At 69.8% G+C, this 26,707-nt stretch carries 23 protein-coding genes; 5 read left to right on the top strand and 18 right to left on the bottom strand.

The window, feature by feature from the left end; all coding sequences use genetic code 11:
* Positions 1-231 precede the first annotated feature (231 nt).
* From Pka01_RS03395 to Pka01_RS03355, 9 genes are all read right to left on the bottom strand, one after another.
* Positions 232-1,131, bottom strand: a complete 900-nt coding sequence (locus Pka01_RS03395) for a MurR/RpiR family transcriptional regulator (protein WP_239114702.1) — start codon at positions 1,129-1,131, stop codon at positions 232-234.
* Positions 1,132-1,185: 54 nt separating this feature from the next.
* Positions 1,186-2,016, bottom strand: coding sequence for a carbohydrate ABC transporter permease (locus Pka01_RS03390; protein ID WP_239114701.1), 831 nt, complete (start codon positions 2,014-2,016; stop codon positions 1,186-1,188).
* The gene (locus Pka01_RS03385) at positions 2,013-2,912 is read right to left on the bottom strand and encodes a carbohydrate ABC transporter permease (RefSeq protein ID WP_203881070.1); all 900 of its coding nucleotides are present in this window, start codon (positions 2,910-2,912) and stop codon (positions 2,013-2,015) included. Before Pka01_RS03385 ends, Pka01_RS03390 begins: the two co-directional genes overlap by 4 nt.
* 47 nt (positions 2,913-2,959) lie before the next feature.
* Complete coding sequence (locus Pka01_RS03380; protein ID WP_203881069.1) at positions 2,960-4,249, bottom strand: extracellular solute-binding protein; 1,290 nt, start codon at positions 4,247-4,249, stop codon at positions 2,960-2,962.
* Complete coding sequence (locus Pka01_RS03375; protein ID WP_373318092.1) at positions 4,246-5,217, bottom strand: N-acetylmuramic acid 6-phosphate etherase; 972 nt, start codon at positions 5,215-5,217, stop codon at positions 4,246-4,248. The genes Pka01_RS03380 and Pka01_RS03375 overlap by 4 nt, the downstream gene beginning before the upstream one ends.
* A gap of 22 nt (positions 5,218-5,239) precedes the next feature.
* Positions 5,240-6,973, bottom strand: a complete 1,734-nt coding sequence (locus tag Pka01_RS03370; protein ID WP_203881067.1) for a serine hydrolase domain-containing protein — start codon at positions 6,971-6,973, stop codon at positions 5,240-5,242.
* Between the two features lie 2 nt (positions 6,974-6,975).
* Positions 6,976-8,259, bottom strand: coding sequence for an exo-beta-N-acetylmuramidase NamZ family protein (locus Pka01_RS03365; RefSeq protein WP_203881066.1), 1,284 nt, complete (start codon positions 8,257-8,259; stop codon positions 6,976-6,978).
* A gap of 28 nt (positions 8,260-8,287) precedes the next feature.
* Positions 8,288-10,123, bottom strand: coding sequence for a glycoside hydrolase family 3 protein (locus Pka01_RS03360; protein WP_203881065.1), 1,836 nt, complete (start codon positions 10,121-10,123; stop codon positions 8,288-8,290).
* Between the two features lie 226 nt (positions 10,124-10,349).
* A complete protein-coding gene (locus Pka01_RS03355) occupies positions 10,350-11,516 on the bottom strand; it encodes an FAD-dependent monooxygenase (protein WP_203881064.1) in 1,167 nt (388 codons plus the stop codon).
* A gap of 91 nt (positions 11,517-11,607) precedes the next feature.
* On the opposite strand from Pka01_RS03355, the gene Pka01_RS03350 reads away from it, so the two are divergent.
* Entirely contained in the window at positions 11,608-12,240 is a 633-nt protein-coding gene (locus tag Pka01_RS03350) for a TetR/AcrR family transcriptional regulator (protein WP_239114700.1), read from the top strand.
* A 76-nt stretch (positions 12,241-12,316) separates the two neighbouring features.
* Here the strand turns inward: Pka01_RS03350 and kdpA are convergent, their stop codons facing one another.
* The 5 genes from kdpA to Pka01_RS03325 form a co-directional block, all read right to left on the bottom strand.
* Entirely contained in the window at positions 12,317-13,969 is a 1,653-nt protein-coding gene (gene kdpA, locus Pka01_RS03345; protein WP_203881062.1) for a potassium-transporting ATPase subunit KdpA, read from the bottom strand.
* A gap of 2 nt (positions 13,970-13,971) precedes the next feature.
* A complete protein-coding gene (locus Pka01_RS03340; RefSeq protein ID WP_203881061.1) occupies positions 13,972-14,844 on the bottom strand; it encodes a potassium-transporting ATPase subunit C in 873 nt (290 codons plus the stop codon).
* A 2-nt stretch (positions 14,845-14,846) separates the two neighbouring features.
* Positions 14,847-16,982, bottom strand: coding sequence for a potassium-transporting ATPase subunit KdpB (kdpB, locus tag Pka01_RS03335; protein ID WP_203881060.1), 2,136 nt, complete (start codon positions 16,980-16,982; stop codon positions 14,847-14,849).
* Entirely contained in the window at positions 16,982-17,071 is a 90-nt protein-coding gene (gene kdpF / locus Pka01_RS03330) for a K(+)-transporting ATPase subunit F (protein WP_203881059.1), read from the bottom strand. Before kdpF ends, kdpB begins: the two co-directional genes overlap by 1 nt.
* Before the next feature lie 271 nt (positions 17,072-17,342).
* Positions 17,343-18,122: a helix-turn-helix transcriptional regulator gene (locus tag Pka01_RS03325; protein ID WP_203881058.1), complete on the bottom strand. Its 780-nt coding sequence runs from the start codon at positions 18,120-18,122 to the stop codon at positions 17,343-17,345.
* 219 nt (positions 18,123-18,341) lie between these two features.
* On the opposite strand from Pka01_RS03325, the gene Pka01_RS03320 reads away from it, so the two are divergent.
* Positions 18,342-18,575, top strand: coding sequence for a hypothetical protein (locus Pka01_RS03320; RefSeq protein WP_203881057.1), 234 nt, complete (start codon positions 18,342-18,344; stop codon positions 18,573-18,575).
* Between the two features lie 290 nt (positions 18,576-18,865).
* Entirely contained in the window at positions 18,866-20,314 is a 1,449-nt protein-coding gene (gene argG / locus Pka01_RS03315) for an argininosuccinate synthase (RefSeq protein WP_203881056.1), read from the top strand.
* Positions 20,315-20,480: 166 nt separating this feature from the next.
* Here the strand turns inward: argG and Pka01_RS03310 are convergent, their stop codons facing one another.
* Positions 20,481-23,396, bottom strand: coding sequence for a M36 family metallopeptidase (locus tag Pka01_RS03310; RefSeq protein WP_203881055.1), 2,916 nt, complete (start codon positions 23,394-23,396; stop codon positions 20,481-20,483).
* A gap of 293 nt (positions 23,397-23,689) precedes the next feature.
* A complete protein-coding gene (locus Pka01_RS03305) occupies positions 23,690-23,917 on the bottom strand; it encodes a helix-turn-helix transcriptional regulator (protein WP_203881054.1) in 228 nt (75 codons plus the stop codon).
* Between the two features lie 53 nt (positions 23,918-23,970).
* On the opposite strand from Pka01_RS03305, the gene Pka01_RS03300 reads away from it, so the two are divergent.
* Complete coding sequence (locus Pka01_RS03300) at positions 23,971-24,681, top strand: alpha/beta fold hydrolase (RefSeq protein ID WP_203881053.1); 711 nt, start codon at positions 23,971-23,973, stop codon at positions 24,679-24,681.
* Positions 24,682-24,834: 153 nt separating this feature from the next.
* Entirely contained in the window at positions 24,835-25,476 is a 642-nt protein-coding gene (locus Pka01_RS03295) for an HAD family hydrolase (RefSeq protein ID WP_203881052.1), read from the top strand.
* 55 nt (positions 25,477-25,531) lie between these two features.
* On the opposite strand, the gene Pka01_RS03290 is transcribed toward Pka01_RS03295, so the two are convergent.
* Positions 25,532-26,014 (bottom strand): hypothetical protein, encoded by a 483-nt coding sequence (locus Pka01_RS03290; RefSeq protein ID WP_203881051.1) that lies wholly within the window; start codon positions 26,012-26,014, stop codon positions 25,532-25,534.
* Positions 26,011-26,532 carry an RNA polymerase sigma factor gene (locus Pka01_RS03285; RefSeq protein ID WP_203881050.1) on the bottom strand — a complete coding sequence of 174 codons (522 nt, stop codon included), beginning with the start codon at positions 26,530-26,532 and terminating at the stop codon, positions 26,011-26,013. Before Pka01_RS03285 ends, Pka01_RS03290 begins: the two co-directional genes overlap by 4 nt.
* Positions 26,533-26,707: the final 175 nt, after the last annotated feature.

Raw genomic sequence — 26,707 nt, 5'->3', positions numbered from 1 at the left:
ATCACATTCGGATCCGCGGACGGATCCTCGTCGTCCCAGATGGGGGAGCGGCGCGCCAATGGAGGCGCCGCTGACGGCATGCGGCCGCAGCGGGCGGACGGTCGTCACGCCGGGCACGTGGCTCCGGGGACCGTTCCCCGCCGGTGATCGAGGTGCTTCTACGCTCGGGACATCACGCCCATGGTGCCGCGAACAGTGCGCCGTCGGCGACCGAATTTCGAACCGCGGTCTTCATTTGCGCCGGCGGCTGCTGATCGCCCGGTAGGTGTCCTCAAGTGCGGTGAGGGTCTCGTCGTAGGTGCGCCGGGCGGCGACCCCGACGAAGAGGCAGTCGATGACGGTGAGCTGGGCGATCCTGCTGCCCATCGCGCCGGAGCGGAACGGCGTCTCGCGGGCGGCCGTCTTCAGCACGATGTCGGCGAGCTCGGTGATCGGAGACGGGTGGAAGTTCGTGATCGCGATCGTGGTCGCCCCGTGGTCGGCGGCGAGCCGCAGCGCCTCCAGCACGTCGACCGTGGTGCCGGTGTGCGAGATGCCGATCGCGACGTCGCCCTTGCGCAGCAGCGCGGCCGAGGTGAGGGCGCTGTGGAAGTCCTGCCAGGCGAACGCCATGAGGCCGATCCTGTGCAGCTTCTGATGCAGGTCGGCAGCGACGAAGCCGCTCGCCCCCGCGCCGTAGAGATCCACCCGGCGGGCCTCGACGATCGCGCCGACCGCGCGTTCCAGAGCGGCGACGTCGAGATGCTCGGCCGTCTCCGCCACCGCACGGGAGTCGCTGTAGCCGATCTTGGCGACGATCTCCTCAAGCGGGTCGTCGGCGCTGATGTCGCCGTCGAGCGGCCGGGCCACGCCGGCGCGCGACGCCTCCCGCGACGCCTCCCGTGTCGCCTCCCGGGCGAGCGCGAGCCGCAGCTCGGGGTAGCCGCGCAACCCGATGGCGCGGCAGAACCGCAACACCGTGGTCTCCGAGGTGCCGCATTCGCGGGCGAGCACGCCGATCGGCCGGTCGGCGACGCCCTGCGGGTCTGCCAGTACCGCCTGCGCGACCCTCTGCTCGGCGGGCCGCAGGGACGGGATCGTTCCGCGCAGCCGCACCAGGATGCCGCTCGAGTTGTCGCCACCGGGGTCCACGCCGCCTCCGCGCAAGTTTCTGACGTGTACAGGGTAAAGCGTGCCAGTCCTTGACTACTTGCTCATACCGGCGGTCAGCCCGGCGATGATCTGCCTGGTCGCCAGGACGAACAGCACGAACAGCGGCGCCGTGGCGAGGACCAGCCCGGCGAACAGCGCCGACCAGTCGGTCGTGTACTCGCCGAAGAACTGCGACAACCCGCGCGGGATCGTGAACTTCTCGTCGGAGCGCAGCAGCACGAGCGGGTAGAGGAACTCATGCCACAGCGGTACGAACTGGAACAGCATCACCGACGCCAGCGCCGGCCGTACGAGCGGCAACATGATCTGCCCGAAGATCCGGAACTCGCCGGCCCCGTCGAGCCGGGCCGCCTCGTCCAGCTCGACCGGCAGAGAACGGTAGAACGCCGACAGGACGAAGATGCAGAACGGCACGCCGGACGCGGCGTACAGCAGCGTGAGCCCGAGCAGCGAGTCGATGAGCCCCATCGAGTCCATGAGATAGAAGATCGGCACCAGGCCCAGCCGGATCGGCAACATCAGCCCCGCCAGGAAGTACGCCCCGAGCACCCGGTTGCCGAAGAAGTCGTAACGGGCCAGCGGGAAGGCCGCCAGCGCGGAGACCGCCGTGCCGAGCAGTACCGCGCCGCCGGTGACGATCAGCGAGTTCATGAAGTACGTGCTGAACGACGCCTCCGTCCACACCTGGCCGTAACTGCGCAGGCTGGGGGACGTCGGCAGCCCCAGCGGCGCGGTGAAGACCTCGCTCGTCGGCCGCAGCGAGTTGAGCAGCATGACGACCAGCGGCAGTAGCGCGACGACCGCGTACCCCCACAGCAGCAGGTGGACGGCGACCCGCCCGGGCGCCCGGCGCGCGGTCTTCACACCAGCCTCCGTTCGCGGCGGCGGAAGTACGAGGTGGCCAGCAGCGACACCCCGAAGATGAACACGAACATCAGCACGGCGAGCGCCGACGACCGCCCGATCGCCTCCACGCCTCCCTCCACGAACGCGACCCGGTAGAACAGCAGGCCGAGCACGTCCGTCGAACCTGCCGGGGACCCGGTCGAGCCGGCCATCGCATAGACCAGCCCGAAGGCGTTGAAGTTGCCGATGAACGTCAGCACGCTCACCACGCCGATCGCCGGAGTGAGCAGCGGCAGCGTCACCCGGCGGAACGCCTGCCAGGCCGAGGCCCCGTCGACCCGGGCCGCCTCGTGGTACTCGGCCGGGATGCCGGCGAGCGCGGCGGAGAACATCAGCATGGGGAAGCCCACCCACTGCCACGCGTTGACCAGGATGACGATCGGCAGCGCCGTATTGGTGTCGCCCAGCCACGGCAACGCCCACGAGTCGAGGCCCGCGGCCTTGAGCAGCGCGTTGACCGGGCCGAACGTCGGGTTGAGCAGCAGGCTCCACAGGTAGCCGACGACGAGCGGGTCGACCAGGTACGGCGTGGTGAAGGAGGCCTGCAGGAACCGCTTGCCGCGGCCGTACCGGAACAGCAGGACGGCGAAGAGCAGCCCGACCGTGTTCTGGATCAGCATGGTCCCGGCGAAGAACAGCGCGTTGTGCGCGAACGCCCGCCACAGCTGCTGGTCGTACGGGTAGACGGACAGCAGGTCCCGGTAGTTGTCGAGCCCGGCGAACCCCGCCTGCCGGATCCCGCGCCACTCGAAGAAGCTGTAGTCGAGCGCGCTGACCAGCGGATAGACGATGAAGACCGAGTAGAGCAGGAAGGCCGGGAGCAGGAACACGGCCAGCACCCGCCAGCGCGGCACGTACCGGCCCCCGGTGCCGGTACGTGCCGCGCGACGCCGAGGCGTGCTCAGTTGCCTGGCTTGAACCACTGCTCGACGCCCTTCTGCACGCTCTCGGAGACCGACTCAGGGTCGGCCTGGCCCGCGAGCATCTTCTGCACCTCGTCCCGGAAGACCGCGTCACCGTTCGGCTGGCCGTACCGGAAGTCGACGAGCAGTGTGTACGGGGCGCCGTTGCCGGCGTAGTTCTTGGCCATCTCGGCCAGCAGCGGGTCCGACGGCGTGACTCCCGGAACCGCGGACAGCTGCTTCAGCTCGGTCGCGTAGAGCTGCCCGAACTCCGGGGTCGCCATCCACTTGACCAGTTCGAGCGCCTCGGCCTGGTGGGTGGACTTGGCGTTCACGCCGAACGAGCCGTCGGCCCAGCCCGGTGTGACCGGCGTGGTGACGGGGGAGCCGGGCGGCGGCGGCACGGGGAACTGGCCGACCTCCAGGCTCGGGTTCGCCTTGAGCACGGGCGCCAGGTCGAAGGCGCCCGTCGGGTACATCGCGGCCTTCCCCGTGGCGAACAACGCCTGGACGTCGGGGATCTTGACAGCCACGACGTCCTCGGGGAAGTACGGCTCCAGGTCCTTGATCAGCTTGACGGAGGCCGTGAAGTCGGGGTCGGTGAACTTCTTCTTGCCGCCGACCACCGCGTCCCGGAACGCGGTGCTGCCGTAGCGGGCGTTGCCGAAGATCTCGTGGACGATCGGCAGCGTCCAGGTGGCGTCCGGCCCGGCGGCGACGGCGAACGGGGTGATCCCGGCCGCCTTCAGCTTCCGGGCCGCCGCGATCATGTCGTCCCAGGTGGCGGGGGGCTGGATGCCGTTGTCCGCGAACAGCTTCTTGTTGTAGAGCACCTGGAGCGTCTGGTAGGCGAAGGGCACGCCGTAGACCTTGCCGTCCGTGTGGCCCTTGGCGCCCTCAAGGAGTTTGGCGTCGAAGCCGGACAGTGCCTCCACCTTGTCGTCGAGCGGGAGCAGCTGGCCCGCCTCGACCAGCGGCTGCAGTCCGCCGTACGCCCGCAGCTGGGCAACGTCAGGCCCGGCGGTTCCGGACAGGCCTGTGGCCAGGATGTTGTTGTACTCGGTGGCCTGGAACGGCTTGAACTCGACGTTGATGTTCGGATGCGAATCCTCGAACTTGGCGAGGATCTTCTCGTACGCCTTGACGTCCTCCACCCGCCACGACCACAGACTCAGCGTGACCTTGCCGGCGGTCTCCTCCTGCCGGCCGGACGCGCCGCCACCGGGCGCGCACGCCGCCAGCGCCAGCATGAGCGCCCCGATCGCCCCCGCGATCCACCTTCTCTTCATGAGACTTCCTTTCGGCTCGTGGCCAGGTCGGCGAGTGCTGCGCGCACCCCGCCGCCGGCGGCCTGTAGTGCGATTCGCGCCTCTCCCACGGGGGCATCGGCGAGGAGGCAGACCAGGGCGACCTTGAGGTCCCCTTCTGCCGCGGTGAGCGTTCGCGCGCACTGCTCCTCGGTGCGGCCGGTGGCCTCTTCGAGGATCGTGACCAGCCGGCCGCGAAGCTTGGCGTTGGTGGCGGTCACGTCGGTCATGAGGTTCGAGTACGTCCGGCCGAGCCGGATCATGACCGCGGTGGAGAACGTGTTCAGCACGAGCTTCTGCGCGGTTCCCGCCTTCATCCGCGTCGATCCCGCGATGACCTCGGGGCCGGTGGCGACCGCGACGTGGACGTCGACCTGCTCGCCGAGCGGGGCAGGCGGGTTCGACGACACCAGTACGGTGGCCGCGCCCGCGGCGCCCGCCGCGCGCAGCGCCCCCGCGACGTACGGCGTGCGCCCGCTGGCCGACAGCCCGATCGCGAGGTCGCCCGCGCCCAGGCCGAGAGCCTCGGCCGCGCCCGTCGCCTCGTCGTCCTCCACGTTCTCCATCGCCTGCTCGAAGGCGGCGAGGCCGCCCGCGTGGTGCGCGACGAACTGGCGCGGGTCGATCGTGTACGTCGGCAGGAGCTCGGCCGCGTCGAGCACCGCGATGCGGCCGGAGCTGCCCGCGCCGAAGTAGTGGATCGACCGGCCGGCCATCAGCGCGCTCACCCCGAGGTCGACGGCCTTGGCCAGCTCGGGGAGGGCGGCGCGGACCGCCGGGGCGACCAGGCGGTCCTCGTCGTTGATGAGCCGCAGCATGTCGAGGGTCGAGCGGAGGTCGATGTCCCGCGTGCGCGGGTTGGCCCCTTCTGTGGGGGCCGCCACCTTGACCGCCTCAAGCTCGCTATCCGTCACGGAACCTTCCGCCTTAGTGGAGTACGCGGTGGACATGGGTGTCACGGTGAGCCGGGCGTCAATACATGGATCTGCTCCAGCCGTCGGCGGCGAACAGGTCGGCGTCGTGCGGGTTTCCGTCCTCGAAGTGCACCCCGGGCCCGGTGATCCGCACCAGGTCCACGTACACCCCGCGGCCCTGGTAGAGCTGGTCGTTGACGTAACGCCACCGCAGCGCGGCCGTTCCGGCGGGAAGGCGGGCCTGCGCGCGCAGCCACTGCCGTCCCTCGAATCCCGAGAACGTGCCGTCCGACGACCAGCGGTGCCGGCCCGCGCTCAGCTCCATCGGCACCGGGCTCCAGGTGGCCCCGCCGTCGGTGCTGGCCTCGAGTGACCCGATGTCGGAGTCCGCCTCCGTGTCGTACCAGAGGGCGAAGGAGAGCCGGGCGCCCCGCGGCGCGCCGACCGGCAGCGTGAGCGTCGCCGTCCGGGCGTCCGCGACCCCGGAGAACCAGGCGTCCCGTCCCTGTGCCGGCCGCACCGGAACGGCGAGCGCCAGGTCGCGGGCGACCGCCCGGCGGGCCGGGTTGTTGGAGCCCCAGTCCCGGCTGGGGTGCACCCGGTTGGTCAGCAGGATCACGAACGAGCGGGACAACGGGTCGATGACCAGCGACGTCCCGGTGTAGCCGGTGTGCCCGCCGGTCACCGGCGAGGAGAGCCCGTCCATGTACCACATCTGGTCGAGCTCGAAGCCGAGACCGTGCGCGTTGCCGGGGAAGGCGGTGTTGAAGTTCGTCAGCAGCAGCCGCACCGAGTCCTCCGACAGGATGCGCGCCCGGCCGTGGTGGCCGCCGTTGAGGAGCGTCTGGGCCAGGATCGCCATGTCGTACGCCGTGGAGAAGACCCCCGCGTGGCCCGCGACCCCGCCGAGTGACCAGGCGTTCTCGTCGTGCACCTGGCCCCAGATCATGCCGCGGTCGGGTTCCGTCGTGGTCTGGTACTCGGTGGCGGCGATCCGCGGCCTGAGCGCCGGGTCCGGGTTGTAGCCCGTGTCGCGCATCCCGAGCGGCCGGGTCAGGCTCTCCGCGACGACGGCGTCGAGCGGCTTGCCGGTCACCCGCTCCACGATGACCCCGAGCGTGATCAGGTTGAGGTCGGAGTAGAGGTAGACCTTGCCCGGCGGGTTCGACGGCGCGACGTTCCAGACCGCGGCGTACCGTTCCTCGATGGTCGGCTGGTTGTACAGCGGTATCCAGGCGGGCAGGCCCGACGTGTGGGTCAGCAGGTCGCGGACCGTGATCCCGTCCTTGCCTTTCGCCGCGAACTCCGGGATGTACGCCGTGACCGGGGTGTCGAGCCCGATCCTTCCCCGCTCGATCTGCTGCACGGCCACGATCGAGGTGAAGAGCTTGGACACCGACGCCAGGTCGAAGATCGTGTCCTTGCGCATCGGGATCTGCTGGTCGGGCGGCAGTTCGGTGGGCGTGGAGTCGGCGTAGCGCACCGCCTTCCCCATCGCCTCGTGGGTGGCGATCACGCCGTTCCTGCCCGCGATCACGACCGCGCCCGCGTAGAGGGGCCACGTCGGCGATGGTCGCATGAACTGCGCGGCGTCGGGGGCGATCCGGTCCACGTACTCGGAGACCAGGTCCGCCGTGCGGGCGTCGCCGTATCGCAGCCGGTCGTCGGCGAAACGCACGTCGCCGATGGTGACGGTCGGCGGGCCCTCGACGGCCGCCGACGCGGGCAGGGGGGTCGCCACGACGAGCGCGCCTGCGATGGACACGGCGAGGAGAGCGGGCAGTGCACGCACGACTAGCGCCCTCCACGGTAGATCAGGTGCTTGTCGCGCGTCTTGGCGAACGCCTTGAGCTCGACGGCCCAGCCTGCCTCGACCTCGGCCGGGCCCTTGCCCGCGTCGATGTCGGTCCTGACCCGGGTCGACCCGGTCAGCTTGTCGATCCAGTACGGCCTGGCCGGATCGGAGGTGTCGTATCGCCAGGCGAAGTTCCCCGGGTAGAGCTGCCTCACCGTGACGATCATCGCGATGGCCGTTCTGACCGGGTCGAACGTCTTCCGGTCGGTGACGTACAGCTGCACGCCGCCGCACAACAGGTTCGCGTGCTTGGAGAACGTGGGCGTGAAGTAGGCAAGGCGGAACCCGGCGCCGGGCAGGCGCTGCGCGTTGAGCGCGTCCGCCCACCGGTGGTCGGCGTAGGGGGCGCCGATGAGCTCGAAGGGCCGGGTCGTGCCGCGGCCCTCCGACAGGTTGGTGCCCTCGAACATGCCGGTGCCCGAGTAGACGAAGGCGGTGTCCACGGTCGGCATGTTCGGCGACGGCAGGACCCAGGGCAGGCCGGTGTCCTCGTACGCCAGGTCGCGTTTCCAGCCGCGCATCTCCACGACCGTGAGATCCGCGGGCTGGTCAAGGAACTCGGCGTTGAACAGCCTGGCCAGCTCGCCGACGGTCATGCCGTGCGCCTGGGAGATCGCCTCCCTGCCGATGAAGGTGGAGAACTCCGGTGTCATGACGGGGCCGTAGGCCCGGCGGCCGGTGATCGGGTTGGGCCGGTCGAGGACGACGAACCGTTTGCCGGCCGACGCCGCGGCCTGCATGGAGTCGAACATCGTCCAGATGTAGGTGTAGAAGCGGGCGCCGGCGTCCTGGATGTCGAACATGATCGTGTCCACGCCCGACCTGGTGAAGATGTCGGCCAGGGCCTGGCCGCTCTTCAGGTACGTGTCGTAGACCGGCAGCCCGGTCTGCTCGTCGACGTAGAAGCCTTCTGAGCCGCCGGCCTGCGCCGCGCCGCGGAACCCGTGCTCGGGGCCGAACACCGCGACGAGTTCGATCCTGTCGTCGGCGGCCATCACGTCGACCTCGTGGCGGAGGTCCGGCAGGATGCCGGTCGGGTTGGTCACGATGCCGACCTTCTGGCCGCGGACGAGCCGGTAGCCGTCGGACATCAGGACCTGGACGCCGGTCTGGAAGTCGCTGTGTGACGGACGTTGGTCGAGTCGGGGGAGACCCATGCCCGTCCCGGCCACGGCGACGGCCGCGGTGGACAGCAGGGCCCTCCGTGAGAGGGGGTGACCCATGAGGGTGGTGCTCCGTTCTGCCGGAGGATCAGTAGCTCAGGCCGTGTCCGTAGGGGTAGAGGACCGAGCCGTCGGCGGACGGGATCGTCACCGGCAGCGTGCCCGTGGGGCGGGTCAGGCCGAACAGCACCCGTGCGGCGGCCTCCATCGCCGGCCTCTCCCACGAGTACGTCGCGAGGTACGTGGGGGCGCCGGGGAAGTCCACGATGTCGTACGGGTTGCGGGCGGCGACGATGACGACGGGCTTGCCGGTCGCGAGCAGCGCGTTGACCAGGTTGCGCTGGGCGGCAGAGCCGGTGGAGTTCACCGTGGTGACCACGACGAGGTCGTTGGCGCCGGCCTTGGCGACCGCGGCGTCGATGGTGGCCTGGCCGGGGGCTGTCCCCGTCTCGAACAACTCGGTGGTGAGCCCGAGATCGCCGATCGCCGCGGCGAGCCGCTCGGCCGGCGGGATCTTCACGGACGGCGGCGCGACGTTGCGGTAGCCGGTCACCAGAACCCGCTGGCCGGTTCTGCGCAACGGCAGCGCGCGGGCGTCGTTCCGCACGAGGGTCACGCTGTGGCCGGCGACCGTGCGAGCGAGCGCCTCGTGCGCGGGGGTGCCGATGCGGTCGAGCACCTTGCGCTCGCTGACCTGCTGGTCGCCGTGGAAGAAGCCGCGCTGCTTCTTGAGGCGCAGGACCCGGTAGACGGACTCGTCGATGCGCTTTTCCGTCAGCTCGCCCGAGCGGACGGCGTTCAGCACGGCGTTGTAGGCGACGTCGAGGGAGAGCGAGCTCGCCGGATCGTCGACGATCATCAGCATGTCCACTCCGGCCTTGAGCGCGAGCACCGGGACGCGGTCGTCGCCGTACTTGTCGCGCACGCCCTGCATGGACAGCGAGTCGGTGACCACGACGCCGTCGTAGCCGAGTTCGCCGCGGAGCAGCCCCGTCATGATCTCGGGATCGAGCGTCGCGGGGTCGCAGCCCTCCTGGGTCACCACGTCGCAGTCGCTCTGCAGGTACGGCATGACGACGTGGGCCGTCATGATCATGTCGGCGCCCGCGGCGATGCCCGCCCTGAACGGCGGCGCGTCGATCTGCTCCCACTCCTGCTTCGTGTGGAAGATCCAGGGCACGCCGTTGTGGCTGTCGGTGATCGTGTCGCCGTGGCCGGGGAAGTGCTTCAGGCTCGCTGAGACGCCGCCCTGCTGCAGGCCGCGGACGGAGGCTCGCGTCAGGTCGGACACGAGCGAGGTGCTCTCACCGAACGAGCGCACGCCGATCACCGGGTTGCCCGGGTTGATGTTGACGTCGGCGACCGGCGCGTAGTCCTGGTTGATGCCGAGTGCGGCGAGCTCCTTGCCGGTGACCATCCCCGTGGTGAACGCGTCACCCGCGCTGCGGGTCGCGCCGAGCGCCATCTGCCCGGGGAACGCGGTGAACGGCTCGTCCAGCCGGTAGACGGCGCCGTGCTCCTGGTCGGTGGCGATCAGCAGCGGAATCCTCGCCCGCTGCTTCGACGCCGCGCGCTGCAGGTCGTTGGACAGCCCCGCCGTCTTGACGGGGTCGTTCAGGTTGTTGGCCCACCGGAAGTAGAGGATCGCGCCGAGCTTGTACTTGGCGATGAGGTCGTCGCCGTTCTTGACGTCGGGGCCGTACATCGCCTGGTTGGCGGCGACGTCGGCCGCGGCCGGCGCGTCGCCGCTCTCTCCGTAGACGTTCGCCACGAAGAGCTGCCCGACCTTCTCCTCGAGACTCATGCTCGCGATCTTGTCGAGGATCCACCGGTCCTTCTTCGCGCCGTGAGCATGCGCGGCCGGCGCCGTCCCCACACCGAGAACCACCACCGCCGCCAGAGTCAGTAACCGCCGGTAACGCATCTGGTCCTCCAACCACTCGCATGTGAGTAAATGTCATGCAAGGTCACCGCGTTGCCTGGAAGTTACTTACATCCGACTGGATGGTCAACGCCTTCTTGACGGAAAATTCAGGCCTTCCGCGTCGGGACGACCGGCGGTGCGGGAGAGGGATGCGTGCGAGCGCCCCCCGTGCTTCGCGGGCTTCCGCAGGTCGCGAGCGGAATGGAACCGGCGTCGACGACGCGCGTCATCCGCCGGAGCCGGAGCGCTTCAGCAAGACCCGCGCGCTCAGATTGCGGGCGGCGATGCCCCAGCGCGTTCTGGGGATGAGCAGCGCCTTGGCGCGCCCGATGCGCCGTTGCTTCGGCCCGACGAGGGTGCGGTGCTCGGTCTCGTAGCGGCGGAAGGCCTCCGCGTGGCCCGCCGTTGCCGCGAGCGCCTCGGCGAGGGTGTGTGCGCCGGCCATGGCGAGGCTCGAGCCGTCGCCGAACAGCGACACGCACGACGCCGCGTCGCCGAGCAGCGCGACGCGGCCCCGCGCCCAGGTGGGCAGCCGCACCTGGCTGACCGAGTCGAAGTAGAGGTCCTCGGTCTTCGCGAGCCGTGCGAGCAGCTCCGGCACCCGCCAGCCGGCGTCAGCGTAGGCCGCGGTGACGATCCGTCTGTGCTGCTCGGTGTCCCGATGGTCGAAGCCGGCGATCGCGGAGCTCCGGAAGATGAAGGCGGCGACGGCCCGCCCCCGTGACGGGTGGACGGAGACCAGCCTCCCCGGCGTGTTGAACATGAGCACGTCGTGCGGATGGTCGACCGGCCCGTCGAGGGGGCCGTCGAGGGGGCCGTCGAGGGGGCCGTCGAGGGGGATGGTCGCGACGTAGACGCCCATGTGGCTCACGAAGCCGGCCTCCGGCCCGAACGCGAGCCGCCGCACGGTGGAGTGGAGTCCGTCGGCACCGACGACCAGGTCGAAGCGGCGCGGAGCGGCGTGGTCGAAGGTGACGTCGACCCCGTGCTCGTCCTGCCGCATCGTGACGATCGTGTCGTCGAACAGGAACTCCGCTTCGTCGCGGGCGCTCTCGTAGAGGGCCGCGGCCAGGTCGCCGCGCGGAATCTCGACCTCCTGGTTTCCGGCCGCGCTGCGGGTGGCGGGCATGGCCACGCGGGCGACCTGCCGTCCGGAGGCGTCGACGACGCGCATCGCGGTCGTCTGGGTGGCGAGGTCGCGCAGGCGGGACATGATGCCCATCCCCTCCGCCACGGGGAGGGCGGGTCCGCGCACGTCGACGGGGTTGCCGCTGGAGCGCAGGCCCTGCGACCGCTCCACGACGGTGGGCTTGAACCCGTGGCGGGCCAGCCAGTAGGCGAGGGTGGGCCCGGCGACGCCGCCGCCGGAGATGAGCACGTTGCGAGGAGACATGCCGACACCATAACCGCACTCAGTGCGAATTTGCAATGAGTGCGAATCTGCGTTGGATGCTTGTCTGCGCCGAGTGCCGTATGCTGGGCGTGTGTCTCTGCGCGAACGCAAGCGGGCCCGCATCCGCCAGACCCTCGTCGACGCCGCGACGGAACTGTTCGAACGCGACGGTTACGACGAGACGACCATCGCCGACATCGCCGCCGCGGCCGACATCGGCACGCGCACGTTCTTCAGCTACTTCGCCAGCAAGGAGGAGTTGCTGTTCCCGGAGAGCGACGCCCGAGTGCGGGCGGCGGTCGAGGCGATCGCGTCGCGCGGTCCGGGCGAAGGACCCGCCGAGGTGTTGCTGCGCGCGCTGCGCAAGGTCGGCGACGACAACGACGAGATGGCGAGCCGGCTCGCCGCCCTCCGGCTGCGGCTGATCCGCACCGTGCCCGCGGTGCGCGGGCGCGGGCTGCAGATACAGTTCGAGGCGCAGCGGGAGATCGCCAGGAATCTGGCCGAGGCGTTCCCCGAGCAGCTCGACGAGGTGAGCGCGGCGGCGCTGACCGGGGCCTTTGTGGGCGCGGTCACCAGTGCGCTGCAGGTGCTGCTCGACGACGCCGACGCGCTCGACGACCCGGCCGCGGTGCAGGAGGCCGTCCGCCGTGCGACGGACGTGGCGTTGACCCCGTGGCTGCGGGCGCCGGCGGCCGAACAACCTGCGCGCGGCACGGCCTGAGCGGTTCACGACCCCGGCCTTCACCCGGCCGCGGCGGCGGTCCGTGCGCCGGACGGTTCCGGCGCACGGACCGGCGTCAGCCGAGCAGGCCGTCGGCGAGCGGACCGAGGGAGAGCGCGGGCAGGAAGTTGAGCAGCGCGACGATCAGGGCGACGCCGGTGGCGAGAACCACGAAGCTGACGCCCTGGGTGCGCAGGGTGCCGGCGGTCACCGCCTGGGGTTGCCGCCTCACGAGCCGGCCGGCCAACGCCAGGACGAAGGCGATGGGCAGATAGCGCCCGATGAACATGGCCGCCGTCATCGTGAGGTTGTAGAACATCGTGTTGCCGTTCAGGCCGGCCATGGCGCTGCCGTTGCTGTTGACGTTGCTTGTGTAGGCGTACAGCACCTCGGTGAGACCGTGCGCCCCGACGTTGCCCATCGACGACACTCCCGCCGGAAGCGCGACGGCGAGCCCGGTGAAGGCGAGGATGAGGGAGGGCGACACCAGCCCGTAGAGCACGACGTAGCGCATCTCGGCGAAGCCGATGCGCTTACCCATGAACTCGGGCGTGCGGCCCACCATGAGCCCGCCGAGGAAGATGGCCACCAGCACGACGATGATCAGGCCGTAGAGGCCGCTGCCCGTGCCGCCCGGGGCGATCTCGCCCAGCATCATGGCCGCGAGCAGGACTCCGCCGCCGAGACTGGAGAAGCTGTCGTAGGAGGAGTTGAGCGCTCCGTCGGCGCTCGCCGTCGCCGAGACGCCGAACAGTGTGCTCGCGGGGATGCCGAAGCGGGTCTCTGTCCCCTCCGCCTGCGCGCCCACCGCCTGTGCGACCGTCCCCGTGCCGGCGGTCTGGGCGAGGTTGCCGGCGACGAGCAGCAGGCCGAACAGGATGCCGACCACGATGAGCAGCGTCCAGCCGAGCCTGAGGTCGCCCGCAAGCCGGCCGAAGGTCCGGATGAAGGCGGTGGGGACGATCAGCATGATCAGGATCTCGAGGGCGTTGCTCAGCGACGAGGGGTTCTCGAACGGATGGGCGCTGCTGGCGTTGAAGAAGCCGCCGCCGTCCCCGCTCATGAGTTTGATCGACTCCCAGGAGCCGACGGGCCCGCCGATCAGGCTCTGCGTGCCGCCCGCGACCGTGTTCACGGCGTGCGCGCCGTCCAGGTTCTGCTGGACGCCCATGCAGATCAGCACGATTCCGAAGAGGACGGCCAGCGGCAGCAGCACACGGAAGACGCTGCGGACCAGGTCGACCCAGAAGTTGCCGATCTCCGTGCCGCCCCGCCTGACCAGGGCGCGGATGAGCGCGAGGCCGACGCACATGCCGACGGCCGCGGAGGCGAAGGCCTGCACGCCGAGCCCGGCCATGACGGCCAGGTGGCCGGTCGTGGCCTCACCGGCGTAGTTCTGCCAGCTCGTGTTCGTCGTGAAGCTGACCGCGGTGTGCAGCGCCAGCTCCCATGACATGCCGGGGTGGCCGAGCGACCACGGCAGCCGGTTCTGGAGGGTGAACAGCGCGAACAGGGCGACGACGCTCAGCACGGTGAACGCCGTCAGCGCCACCAGATAGTTGCGCCAGTCCTGCTCACGGTCGGGATCGATGCCGCAGATCCGGTAGAGGCGGCGCTCGACGGCGAGGTGGCGGCCGCCGTCCAGAGTGCGGGCCATGTAGTCGCCCACGGGGACGTGCAGCACCACCAGGAGGGCGAGGACGAACAACGCTTGCAGCCAGCCGTACATGATCAGGACTCCCGGTCCAGCGCGAGGTTGAGCGTCAGCACGTTCACGCCGGGCTCACCGAGAAAGCCGAGGCCGCGGCTGGTCGTGTTGTCGGCGACGAGCTCCTTGACCCGGTTCAGGTCGAGGCCGCGCTCCCGCGCGACGCGGGGGGCCTGGAGAGCGGCGTACGCCGGCGAGATGTGCGGGTCGAGGCCGCTGCCGCTCGCGGTGACCGCGTCCGCGGGCACCACGGGCCGGGCGGGCGCGTTCCCGCGTACGGGCACGACCAGAGCCCTGCTGTAGTCGTCGCCCGGTCGGGCGCATTCCACGGTCACGCCCTCGTAGGAGGACACGAACGGAGCGGCGGGGCACGCCTGGTTCAGGCTGACCACCCGGGTCGCCCGCCCGCTCAGACCCTGTTCGCGGAACACGCCGAGGACGGCGCCCACGCCGTCCGACGTGCAGTACGGCCGGGCGCCGCTGACCCCCTCGAGTTCGCCGACGGCCACGCTCCGCGCGCACACCTGGGTGAGCAGGCTGAGCTTGCCCGAGTCGGGGTCGGCCGGATCGGGGAGGACGTCGACGACGCTCTGCGAACCCTGGTTGCCCGCCCCGGTCGCGCCCGGGTCGTAGCCGTCGCCGGCCGCCGAAGGACGGCTCTGGAAGTAGCGCAGGATCGGCGTGCTGTCCGTCCCGGTGAAGGACTGGCCGACGAGCTCGCTGCCGACGGCTGCGCCGTCCTTCTCGATGACGGACCCGTCGGCCCGGTGGCCGAAGACCGCCTGGGCGACGCCGGTCATCGCGAGCGGATAGAACAGGCCGACGGTGAGGGTGAGCACCACCACCACCCGTAAGGCCGCCAGATGGTGGGCGAGCCACCGCGGAAGACGATTCATGATCAGATTCCTGGGATGAACTGGACGACGAGGTCGATCAGCTTGATCGCCACGAAGGGCACGACCACACCGCCGAGGCCGTACACCCACAGGTTGCGGGCCAGCAGCGTCCCGGCGCCGGACGGGCGGTAGCGGACGCCCCGCAGCGCGAGCGGGATCAGCGCGACGATGACGACGGCGTTGAAGATGACGGCGGACAGGATGGCGGAAAGCGGCGACTCGAGGCCCATGATGTTGAGCCGGGACAGGCCCGGGTAGATCGGGCCGAACATGGCGGGAAGGATCGCGAAGTACTTGGCGATGTCGTTGGCGATCGAGAACGTGGTCAGCGCGCCGCGGGTGATCAGCAACTGCTTGCCGATCTCGACGATCTCGACGATCTTCGTCGGGTCGGAGTCGAGGTCGACCATGTTGCCGGCCTCCTTGGCGGCCGACGTTCCGGTGTTCATCGCCACGCCGACGTCGGCCTGCGCGAGCGCGGGCGCGTCGTTGGTGCCGTCACCCGTCATCGCGACCAGCCGGCCCCCTTCCTGCTCCTTGCGGATCAGGGCGAGCTTGTCCTCGGGGGTCGCCTCGGCCAGGAAGTCGTCGACGCCCGCCTCGCCGGCGATCGCCCGCGCGGTGGTCGGGTTGTCGCCCGTGATCATGACGGTGCGGATGCCCATCCTGCGCAGATCCGCGAACCGCTCGCGAAGACCGGGCTTCACGACGTCCTTCAGATGGATCACGCCGAGGACCCGCGTCCGGTCCGCGACGGCCAGGGGAGTGCCGCCGGACGCGGAGACCGCCTCGACGATCCCGTCGAGTTCCGGCGCGACGGTCCCGCCGTGCTCACGCACCCACGTGGACACGGCGGCGGCCGCGCCCTTGCGCAGGCTGCCCGTGGGGAGGTTCACGCCGGACATCCGGGTCACGGCGGAGAAGGGCACCCATTCCCCGTCCTCCTCGGCACCCGCGTCCGCGCCGACACGGCGGCGCGCGAGGTCCAGGATGGAGCGTCCCTCGGGCGTCCTGTCGGCGAGGCTGGACAGCAGCGCGGCGCGCGCGAGGTCGGCCTCCCGGGTTCCGCCGACGGGGACGAAGGAGTCGGCCTGGCGGTTGCCGTACGTGATGGTGCCGGTCTTGTCGAGCAGCAGCGTGTGCACGTCGCCGGCGGCCTCCACCGCCCGGCCGGACATCGCGAGCACGTTGCGCTGCACCATCCGGTCCATGCCGGCGATGCCGATCGCGGACAGGAGCGCGCCGATCGTGGTCGGGATCAGGCAGACCAGCAGAGAGACCAGCACGAGGGTGGAGATGCCCGCGCCGGTGATGGCGAGGGTGTCCGGCGCGGCGGCCACCACGCCCTTGGAGTAGATCGCCATCGGCTGGAGCGTGACGGTTGCCATCAGGAAGATGACGGTCAGCGCGACCAGAAGCAGGTTGAGCGCGAGCTCGTTCGGCGTCTTCTGCCGCTTGGCGCCCTCCACGAGGGCGATCATCCGGTCGATGAAGCTCTCACCCGGATCCTGGGCGATCCGCACGACGATCCGGTCGGACAGGACGCGCGTTCCCCCTGTCACGGCACAACGGTCGCCGCCGGACTCCCTGATGACCGGGGCCGACTCGCCGGTGATCGCGGACTCGTCGACGCTGGCCACCCCGTCGACCACGTCGCCGTCGCCCGGGATCAGCTCTCCGGCGTCGACGACCACGACGTCGCCACGGCGCAGAAGTGAGGCCGGGATCTCCTCCGCACGGATCGACGACGCCGGCACGCCCTCGGTCCAGCCCACGACACGGTGGGCGACGGTCTGCTGCCGGGTGCGGCGCAGCGTGTCCGCCTGAGCACGGCCCCTGCTCTCGGCGACGGCTTCGGCCAGGTTGGCGAAGATGACGGTCAGCCAGAGCCAGGCGGTGATCAGCCAGCCGAACAGCGACGGATGGGGGATGGTGAACACCGTGGTCAGCAGCGCGCCCACCTCGGTGACGAACATGACGGGGTTGCGCCACAGAGTCCGCGGGTCGAGCTTGCGCAGCGCCTCCGGCAGTGCCCTCCACAGCTGACGCGGGTCGAGCATGCCGGCGGCGACCCTGCGGACGGATCGCGAGTCCTCGACGCGGGGGGTGTCCGGAGCGGCCGGCGCTTCGACGGCCATCAGAACCTCTCAGGGAAGCGGATCGCGAGGACGAGATAGACGAGCAGCCCGACGGAAACGATCAAGCCGATAAGATTTTCAACGGTCATCCGAGATCACCATAAATTCCACTTCAAAGGTGCTCGTCGAACGTAGAACCTCCTAGAGCGGGTGGCGCAAGCCGTTTAACGCGTCCACGATGGAATCTCATCGCGGTCTTGACGCGGAACGGCCTTCGGGCGGGCCGGCGGCGATTCGCGGGGGAGCGCGAGTGCTCGCTGGGATTTGAACGGCGCGCCGACCGGCTGAACGTGACGTCGTGAACGGAGCCGAGCGCGGCGCCGGATCAGGTGCGGTCGGCGGCGAGCGTCCTCAGCCGGCTCAGGGCCCGTTCGGACGGGCTGCCGGGCTGGGCGCGGCCGACCACGAGATTCTGCCCGGGGGTGCTGTTGACGGAGAGGGTCTCATAGAAAGGGTTAATTCGCCGACTTCCGGGTGCCGGTAGCGAATGGACTCGTTCGTCCTGGCCCGTACGTCGTGCCGGTCCCATATTCGCCGGAAGTCCGCGCTTTCAACGGAGAGTTCGTCGACCAGCGCGAGCAGATGCCGGTCGCCGGAGGCCATCCCCGCGGCGGCCCTCACGTGGGCCACTCTGAACAGGGCTTCACTCTCCCAGTCGAGATAGAACTCGCGTGCCGCCGGATCGAGGAAATGCATCTTTATCAGGTTGTCGCTGTGCTTCAGCCATCCGTGGAGGGCGTCGGCCAACGAATTCCGATACGCCACGTCCATGCAGCGATTAGTGGTGAAAACGACTAAATGATCCAAGTCTTTTCCGAGCTGCGCGACGGTCGGATTGACGTGATCGATGGGCCCGCGTTTGCAGCCCCGGGGGTGTGCGAGTTCGTGGAGGTATTCGGTGGCCTCGGGGCCGAGCTGGAAGACCTGCGCCAGCGCGTTGAGCACCTGAGCCGAGGGACTGCGTTCCCTTCCCTGCTCCAGCCGGGTGTAGTAGTCGGCGCTCAGACTGGCCAGCACGGCCACCTCGTCGCGGCGTAATCCGGGCGTCCTGCGGTGATCGTCGACGCGGGGGAGACCCACCTGCTCAATCGTCGTGAGGTGGCGTCGAGCGCGGAGGAACTCGCCCAGTGGATTTCCCATGTCACGCAGAATAGGAATCCAATGGTCAAAAGAGTGCAAATCGCCCGTTGGGGGAGGGTGGCGGCCGCACCATGCGGCCGGGCATGGCGGGCTCCGATGCGGTCCCCGGAGGGTGGCAATGCCACACCCAGGCGAATCCCACCCTGGCACCCCCGAGCCGTGCCCTTGAAGATGTGTGTACGGCATCAATGAAGACATGGTGATCGGAGGGGTGGCCAGATGCACCTGTACAGCTTCGCGACCAGCCAGGAGGAATTCCTCTTCCTCCTCGTCACGGTCATGTTCTGGGTGGTCGTCGTCGGCGGCCTGGGGGCGGCGATCCACGCGAGGGCCCGCGCCCACAAGTCGAGGACCCCTGAGGAGGCCCTCTTCCAGGGGTTCACCGCAGGGAAGATCGACGATGACGAGTACCGGCACCGCCTCGAGGCGCTCCGCGCCGCGGTTGGCTCATAAAGGCGCGTAACCCGCGCGCGTAACCCTGTGCGTAACCCGCGCGCGTAACCCGGCGCGTAACCCGCGCCCCTGAAGGGTCGGCGGCCCCGGATTCGGCCCGACGGGCCCAGCCCCATTTATGAATCTACGACGTAAAGGCGCCGCGCCGGCATCAGGCCTGGAGGCACCGCATTCGTGCTGGACACGCCCTTGCCGGGCGGGGAGATCGGTGCCGTCGGGGTGGGTGGTGCGCCGCCGGCCGATCGCACGGACTTGCATGCTCATGCATGACTGTGTATATATTTCTACTCGTGTCCAAAGTGCTCACCTCTCTGCCTGTCGGCGAACGCGTCGGGATCGCCTTCTCCGGCGGCCTCGACACTTCCGTGGCGGTCGCGTGGATGCGCGACAAAGGTGCCGTGCCCTGCACCTACACCGCTGAAATCGGCCAGTACGACGAGCCCGACATCGCCTCGGTGCCCGGGCGCGCCACGGCGTACGGCGCGGAACTCGCCCGCCTGGTGGACGGCCGTGCCGCCCTCGTCGAGGAGGGGCTCGCCGCCCTGGCCTGCGGGGCGTTCCACATCCGGTCCGGTGGGCGCACCTACTTCAACACCACGCCGCTCGGGCGGGCGGTCACGGGCACGCTCCTGGTGCGCGCGATGCTCGAGGACGGCGTGCTGATCTGGGGAGACGGCTCCACCTTCAAGGGCAACGACATCGAGCGGTTCTACCGTTACGGCCTGCTCGCCAACCCCTCCCTGCGGATCTACAAGCCGTGGCTCGACGCCGATTTCGTCGGCGAGCTCGGCGGCCGCAAGGAGATGTCCGAGTGGCTGCTCGCGCACGGCCTGCCCTACCGGGACAGCACGGAGAAGGCCTACTCGACGGACGCGAACATCTGGGGCGCGACCCACGAGGCCAAGGCGCTCGAGCACCTGGACGCCGGCATCGAGATCGTCGAGCCGATCATGGGTGTGCGGTTCTGGGACCCCTCAGTCGAGATCGTCACCGAGGACGTCACGATCGGCTTCGAGCAGGGGCGCCCGGTGACGATCAACGGCAAGGAGTTCATCTCCGCCGTCGACCTGGTGCTCGAGGCCAACGCCATCGGCGGCCGGCACGGCATGGGCATGTCCGACCAGATCGAGAACCGCGTCATCGAGGCCAAGAGCCGGGGCATCTATGAGGCGCCGGGAATGGCGTTGCTGCACGCCGCGTACGAGCGTCTGGTGAACGCGATCCACAACGAGGACACCCTCGCCAGCTACCACAACGAGGGTCGGCGGCTGGGCAGGCTGCTGTACGAAGGCCGCTGGCTGGACCCGCAGGCGCTGATGTTGCGCGAGTCGCTGCAGCGCTGGGTCGGGATGGCGGTCACGGGAGAGGTGACCCTGCGGCTGAGGCGCGGGGAGGACTACTCGATCCTGGACACCTCCGGGCCGGCGTTCAGCTATCACCCGGACAAACTCTCCATGGAACGGACCGAGGACTCCGCGTTCGGGCCCGTCGACCGCATCGGCCAACTGACCATGCGCAACCTGGACATCGCCGACTCGCGCGCCAAGCTCGAGCAGTACGCCAGGCTCGGCATGGTCGGCAGCGGGCAGCCGATGCTGATCGGCGCCGCGCAGGCCGCCTCGACCGGCCTGATCGGCGCGATGCCCGAGGGCGGCGCCGAGGCGATCGCCTCTCGCGGAGAGGTCGCCGGTGACGACGAACTGCTCGACAACGCCGCGATGGAGTCCGGCACCGACTGACCGCCTTAGGGAGACAGGACCTAGCGCCGACTGCGGCGCCTGTACGTGGATGACGCCGGAGGAGCCGGAGCACGCTGTGTGCTCCGGCTCCCTGTGCATGATCACGCCGGGTGGCGGGGCGGCCCGGCCGTGTGGGCCGCCCCTGCCGGGTGATCGGGTCGACGGGTCAGTGGGAGAACGCCTGGAACTCCGCGGCCCGGATCTGACCGGCGAACGGGCTGGCGGTGCCGCAGTCGGTGGCGGAGTTGGGGTCGTTGTCCTGCTCGCCCGCGTACAGCGGGTTCCCGGTGCACTGGCTGGACACCGTGCGCAGCATCAGGTGGGTCGCCTTGGTCCGGCGGACGTCGAACGACTTGATGATCAGGTCGCCTCCGCGCGGCCGCGGAACGCTGGTGTCGAACGCCGCCTTGGGGCTGGTGTAGATCCTGGTGTAGTTCGCCGGGTCGGCGCAGTCTCTCCCGTGCGTCGAGTCACACGCCAGGACCTCGAAGGACCGCAGCGCGGTGAACCGGTTCTGGCCGCCAGGGTCGGCGAGGTCGCCGGTGTCCGGCCGGAGCATGGCACTGACCGCGACCCTGCCGATCTGTACGGCCTGCGTGCCCGCCAGGTCGACCACGACGGCCCGGCCGGCGACAGGACCGGTGAGCGAGGCCCAGTTCGTCGCCTCCGTCTCGTCGATCAGCTTGCCCTGGTTGACTCCGTCGCCCGCCGCCGACGCGCCCGCCGCGGCTGAGGCGTAGTTACGGGACATCTCGACGCGCAAGTCCCTGACCTGGTTCTTCTTCGCCGTGAACGTGAACCGCTTGTGGCCGAAGCCGGGAGCCGCCGCGACGAAGGAGTAGGCGCCGGGCACGATCTGGAAGCTCGCCCCCAGCTCGGTGGCCGGATCGGTGTCCGCGACCGGGACGGCGCGGCCCTCGTAGTCGCCCACGTACAGCCGGACCGGCGCGCCGGCCGCGTCGCCCGCGGGGTCCAGGGTCAGCGTCGCATTGCCGCCGTCAGGCGAGGCGAAGCCGGGCCTGGGGTCCGGATCGGCCGTCCCGTTGCTGGCCGCGCCCTCGCCGAGGCCGTGCTCCGCGAACGCCTTCCACATGATGTCCTGGTTGGCGCCGCCGAAGCGGATCCTGTCCGCGGCGAGCATCGCGTCGCGCATGTCCACCATGCTGAGGTTGCCGGCGGCCGTGAGAAGGAACGCGTCGAAGTGCAGCTGGACCCATCGCCGGTTGCCCGGGCACTTCTCGAGCGACTTCCTGCCCTCGGCGCAGGCCTGCTGGTCCTTGGCCGAGCCCTTGCCGTACCTGTCGATGAACGCGTCGCGCACGTCGAACTGGGTGGCCGACCAGATCTCGCCGTCCGCGTGCACCTGCTGACCGACCAGGTCGTAGGCGATGTCGCTGTAGTTCAGCGGCGACTTCGACATGTCGTAGTTGCGGATGCCCCGCTCGGGGTCGCCGGTGACGTACCCGCCCGTCACGTACGGGGTGTCGCCGCGCGGCCGGAAACCGTTCTCGAAGAGGTATTCCATGGCGAACAGGTCGGAGATGCTTTCACCCATCGCTCCGGCCTGGGCACCGCTCAGCCCCGCGTTCGGCCCGGCCACCATGCGGTTGGAGATGGCGTGGGTGAACTCGTGCCCGATGACGGACATGTCGTAGTCGCCGTCGACGCACGGCGCGTAGAACGCACCGGCCTGCGGCTGCCACAGGTACATGTTGGTGATCGGGGCGACGCCGTCCACCGGGGTGATCTGGTTGGCGTTGTTCCTGATCGACAGGACCCTGGCGCCCGCCTGGGCGTTGCCGCGCTCGGGGTCGCCGCCGAGACCGCCGCGCTCACCATTGCTCACCTGCATGTTCCAGGCGGTCTCGGTGAAGCCCAGCCGGTACGACCAGTCGTGCATCCGGTTGTGCATCGCGTTCAGGTTGCTGATCGCGGCCTCGAGGTCCGCCTCGCCGGGCTGGTCGAACGCGGCCGGGTCGCACTTCGCCTTGAACCACTGGTTCCGCCAGGGGAAGGCGTAGTCCCGGCTCGGCGTGAGGAGGTTGGTGCGGGTGCCGACCGACGAGGAGGAGCCGTTGGCGCGGTTCTCGAAGGTGCGCGCCGCGTTGCCGAGGCTGGTGTTCGTCGGGGCGTCCGTGGTGTGGTCGACGTCCCACGCCTTGCCGGTGGCCGGGTCTCCGCCGACGACGTAGTCGCAGCCTCGCCCGGGTGTGGCGCACCAGGTCTGGCGCGTGTCCTTGGAGGAGTAGTCCGCCGGCGGGTTGGCCGGGAACACCGACCACGACGGGCCGTCGGGATCGAAGTGATCGACCAGGTTCTCCCTGAGCAGGATCCCGCCGGTGACGGCGTCGACGTACGTCGTGTAGGCCGTGGGCTCGTCCTCGGCGTCGTGTCCCTCGTCGATCAGCGTGACCTGGTAGGCGCGGTGCACGCCGTCGGCCGCGGGGACGGCCACCTCCTCCACCTGTTTGGTGGAGACGGCGCCCAGGTCGATCTCGCCGTCCGCCGCCGCGGCCTCCAGGGCCTGCTGCTCCGTGATCGCCGCGGCCGGCGGCGTCTGCGTGGCTCGCGACAACGTCGAGGAGACGTACACGACCTTGCCCTCGCTGACGCCGACGGACGCGAGACCGTCGTAGCCGGCGGGCAGATCGCCGAATTTCTGCCGCAGGAGCACGACGTGCCCCGCGCCGATCGGGTTGACCGCGACGGTCTCCAGGGCGTCGACGGCCTCGGCCTGCAGGCCGAAGAGGCTGGTGTTGGTCTTCAGGTAGTCACGCGCGGCCTGCGCGGGGTCGGCGGGCAGCCCTTCGGCGAGGGGGGCCTCCGAGGTGACGAGAGCGGGGGTGCCGAGGCTGTTCCATCGCACGGTCGCCTTGGCCGGCATCTTCGCCGAGGGCGGGGGCGCCACCCGGCCTCGCCTGTTGTCCTTGTCCGGCTTGCCGTGCCCGTCTCCGTGGACGGTCGGGAGTTTCTGCTGCTCGCGCTTCGATTCGCCCTGGGCTGTTCCGGCGAGGGGAATGGCGAGCGAGGCTGCGGCTAAAGCGGCGATGACGATGCGTAATCGATGCGACGAAGACAACATGCCTCCTGAATGGGACGTGACGGTCATTGGCAGCGTCCAACTTTGATAGTGGTAACACTCAGAAGGGATCTTGACAAGATCGCATACATCATGAAAATTGAGCAGAAAATAGCTTTATGCTGGGGCTTCGTCCCAACGGCTCGAAGGAAGGGTAAGGCGTTTCACGCACGACGAATCCCGTCGTGCGTTCAAGGAGCGCGCCTTTTCGCGGGTCCTTCGAATGGCATCGGTTCTTCCACGGACGGCACGGCCGCGAATCGAAAGTGAAATTCCGTGGTGAGGCAGGGGGCGCTCTATGCGCGGGCGGTGGTCTGGCGACTGGTTCGGTAGCGGCCCGGTGTCGTTCCGATGACGTTGGTGAACGCTGCGATGAAACTGCTGGGGTTGGCCCATCCGCAGGCGTAGGCGGTTCGGGTGGTGTCGTGACCGTCGGCGAGGAGCACGAGCGCGTGGTAGATGCGTAGCTGCGTGCGCCATTCATAGAAGGTCATGCCGAGTTCGTTGCGGCGACCGGACCACATGTCATCGAGGCGGCGTGCCTCGATGCCGCGGCTTGAGAGAGAAGGAGAAACGCATGGCGACGTTCGTCCTTGTGCCCGGCGCTTGGAAGGGCTTCTGGTCGTTCGAGGCGGTGGTTCCGCTGCTGGAGCGTGCCGGTCACACCGTTCACGCCCTGACCCTGACTGGTCTGCGGCCAGACGACGACAACGCGACAGTCGCGACCGCCAACCTCGACACGCACGCCGACGACGTGTTGCGGCACCTCGATCGCAACCACATCACCAGCGCGACGCTGGTCGGCCACAGCTACGCCGGGATGGTGATCGCCGCTGCCGCCGACCGCGCCGGCGGCCGGATCGCACGACTGGTGCATCTCGACGCCTACGTACCGCGCGATGGCGAGTCGTGCTGGTCGTCAACGAACGAGCATTTCCGGGAAGTGTTCGCTGCCGGCGCCGCGAGCACCGGCTACGCCGTCCGGCCGCCGGGCGGCGGCGATCCTCGCCGCCGGCCCCATCCCCTCGCCTCGTTCCTGCAGACGATCCGGCTCACAGGCACGCTCGCCCAGGTTCCCCGCCGGGAGTTCGTCTACTGCTCGGGATGGGAAGACCGGACGCCGTTCGCTGAACTCCGCACCCGACTCCAAGCCGATCCGAAGTGGCAGGTCCACGACCTCCCAACCGGCCACGACGCGATGCATGAGGCCCCGGAGGCGGTCGCCGCACTACTGCTCGGCGAATGCACCGCGGATGCGTCGACGCACAGACGACAGGCTTGCCGTTGAGGGCTGCACAAGGCCACAGGCGGGGCACGGTCAGGTCCCCCATAGGGTGAGGTGGGCGGCGACGCCCCGTCTCCCGCATCCGGGGCTTCGCCGCGCGCGGTCCTTCCGGGCGGTGGACGGCAGGTCAGAACGGACTCTTCGACGAGAGCGGTCATGCACGATCCACGACTTCAGCCCGTCCCGCCGTACTCGGCACTGATCTTCGACTGTGACGGCACGCTCGTCGACAGCGGCCCCGCGCATGAGAAGGCCTGGCGGCAGGCGCTGGCCGACCGGGGAGTGGAGCTCGACCCCGACTGGTACCGGGAACGGACCGGACTGTCGGCCGACGTGCTGCTGGCCGAACTCGAGGCCGCGACCGGCAGGGCGATCGACCACGCGGCGGTGGAGGCGGCGGCGATCGACGCGTTCGGCGGACTCGTGGACATGGTCCTGCCGAACGAGCCGGTCGTCACGGTCGCGCAGGAGAACCACGGCCGGGTGCCGTTGGCGGTCGCGTCCGGTGGCAGCCGCACGGCGGTCGAGGTCAGCCTGCGCGCGATCGGCGTGTACCCGCTGTTCGACGCCGTGGTGACCAGGGACGACGTGTCGCGCGGCAAGCCGGCCCCGGACATCTATCTCCTCGCCGCTGAGCGGCTCGGCGTGCACCCCGGCGAGTGCGTCGTCTACGAGGACACCGACGAGGGGATGGCCGCCGCGCGCGCGGCCGGCATGCGCGTCATCGACGTACGGCCGGCGCCGGCCACGATCCGCTCGTCCGACGCGGTGCCGGACTCCGCCACGTCGCTGGTCTGAAACTCCGCCCGCGCGACGGCGGAGTCACCGGGTCGCCTCCGGTTCCGTGCCGCGGTCACTGATCCGCACGCTCGGTCAGCTCCCGCTTGCGGCGCAGCAGCGCCGCCCGCCGGGCGTGCGCACGGACCGTGAGCGCCACGGCCACGGCGATGAAAACGGTCCCGGCGGCGAGCGCAGGGACCAGGCCGGACCCCCGTCCGGCGGCGACGGCCACGGTGACAGCGGTCACCCCCGTGGAGGCGGTCACCGCCAGCCAGCCGGCGATCACCCTGTCCAGGGCGTACAGCGGCGCACGCCGCATGATCATCCAGGTGCCGTAACCTGCCCAGGCCAGGCAGAACACGACGAACAGACCGAAGGCGAGCCGGGTGTGGCCGGGCAACCGGCCGGGTTCCGTGGCCCACAGGGTCCCCACCATCACCGTTCCGCCGAGTCCCGCAAGCAGGGCCACGACGCCGCGAAGCCGCCGCCAGGCCGACAACTCGCCCGACAGCCGGCTGATCATCTGTTCCGCCGAGCGGCTCGGCTCGTCGCTCATCGCTGGAATCCCCTCTCGGTCAGGTGCTCACGCAGCAGGCGACGGGCCCGGTTGAGCCGTGACTTGACCGTGCCGGTGGGGATGCCGCAGATCTCCGCGCAGTCCTCGATCGAGAGATCCTCCAGGTAGAACAGCACCAGGATCTCCCGTTCGAGCACCGGAACACCGGACAGCCCGGCCATCAGTTCGGCGCGGTCCACGAGGGCGGCGATGGAGTCCTCCGCGGCCGTCTCCTCGTTCGACGACGTCTCGGCCCTGGCGTACTCCTCACGCAGCCGATTGGTCACCGCGCGTCTGGCGATCGTGAACAGCCAGGGGGTGAACCGGCCGGGATCCGCGAGGCGGGGCAGCCCGCCGATCACGGCCAGCCAGATCTCCTGGGTCACGTCGTCGGCCCTGTCGGCGTCCAGCATGCGCCGGACGTACCTCCACACCGGCACATGCCAGGCCTGCACCAACTCCGCGAACGCCGCCCGCTCGCCGAGTTGGCAGCGGACCACCAGCAACTCGTCGGTCATCTCGCTCTCCCGTCGCCCTTTCGTCGAGCACAGTCGAGGAGCGGGGCCGTCAGGTTCACGATCCATCGAAACCGCCTCGGCTCATTGAAGCCGACGGAGCGGACACGACGCCGGGGCGCCACCCGTGCGACAGCGGAAACCCCGCCGCGCCGGGAAGGCGCGGCGGGGTTCGCGG

Source organism: Planotetraspora kaengkrachanensis, from assembly GCF_016862895.1.
In the GTDB taxonomy this organism is placed as follows: domain Bacteria; phylum Actinomycetota; class Actinomycetes; order Streptosporangiales; family Streptosporangiaceae; genus Planotetraspora; species Planotetraspora kaengkrachanensis.
This window is presented reverse-complemented; position numbering and strand designations above follow the sequence as displayed.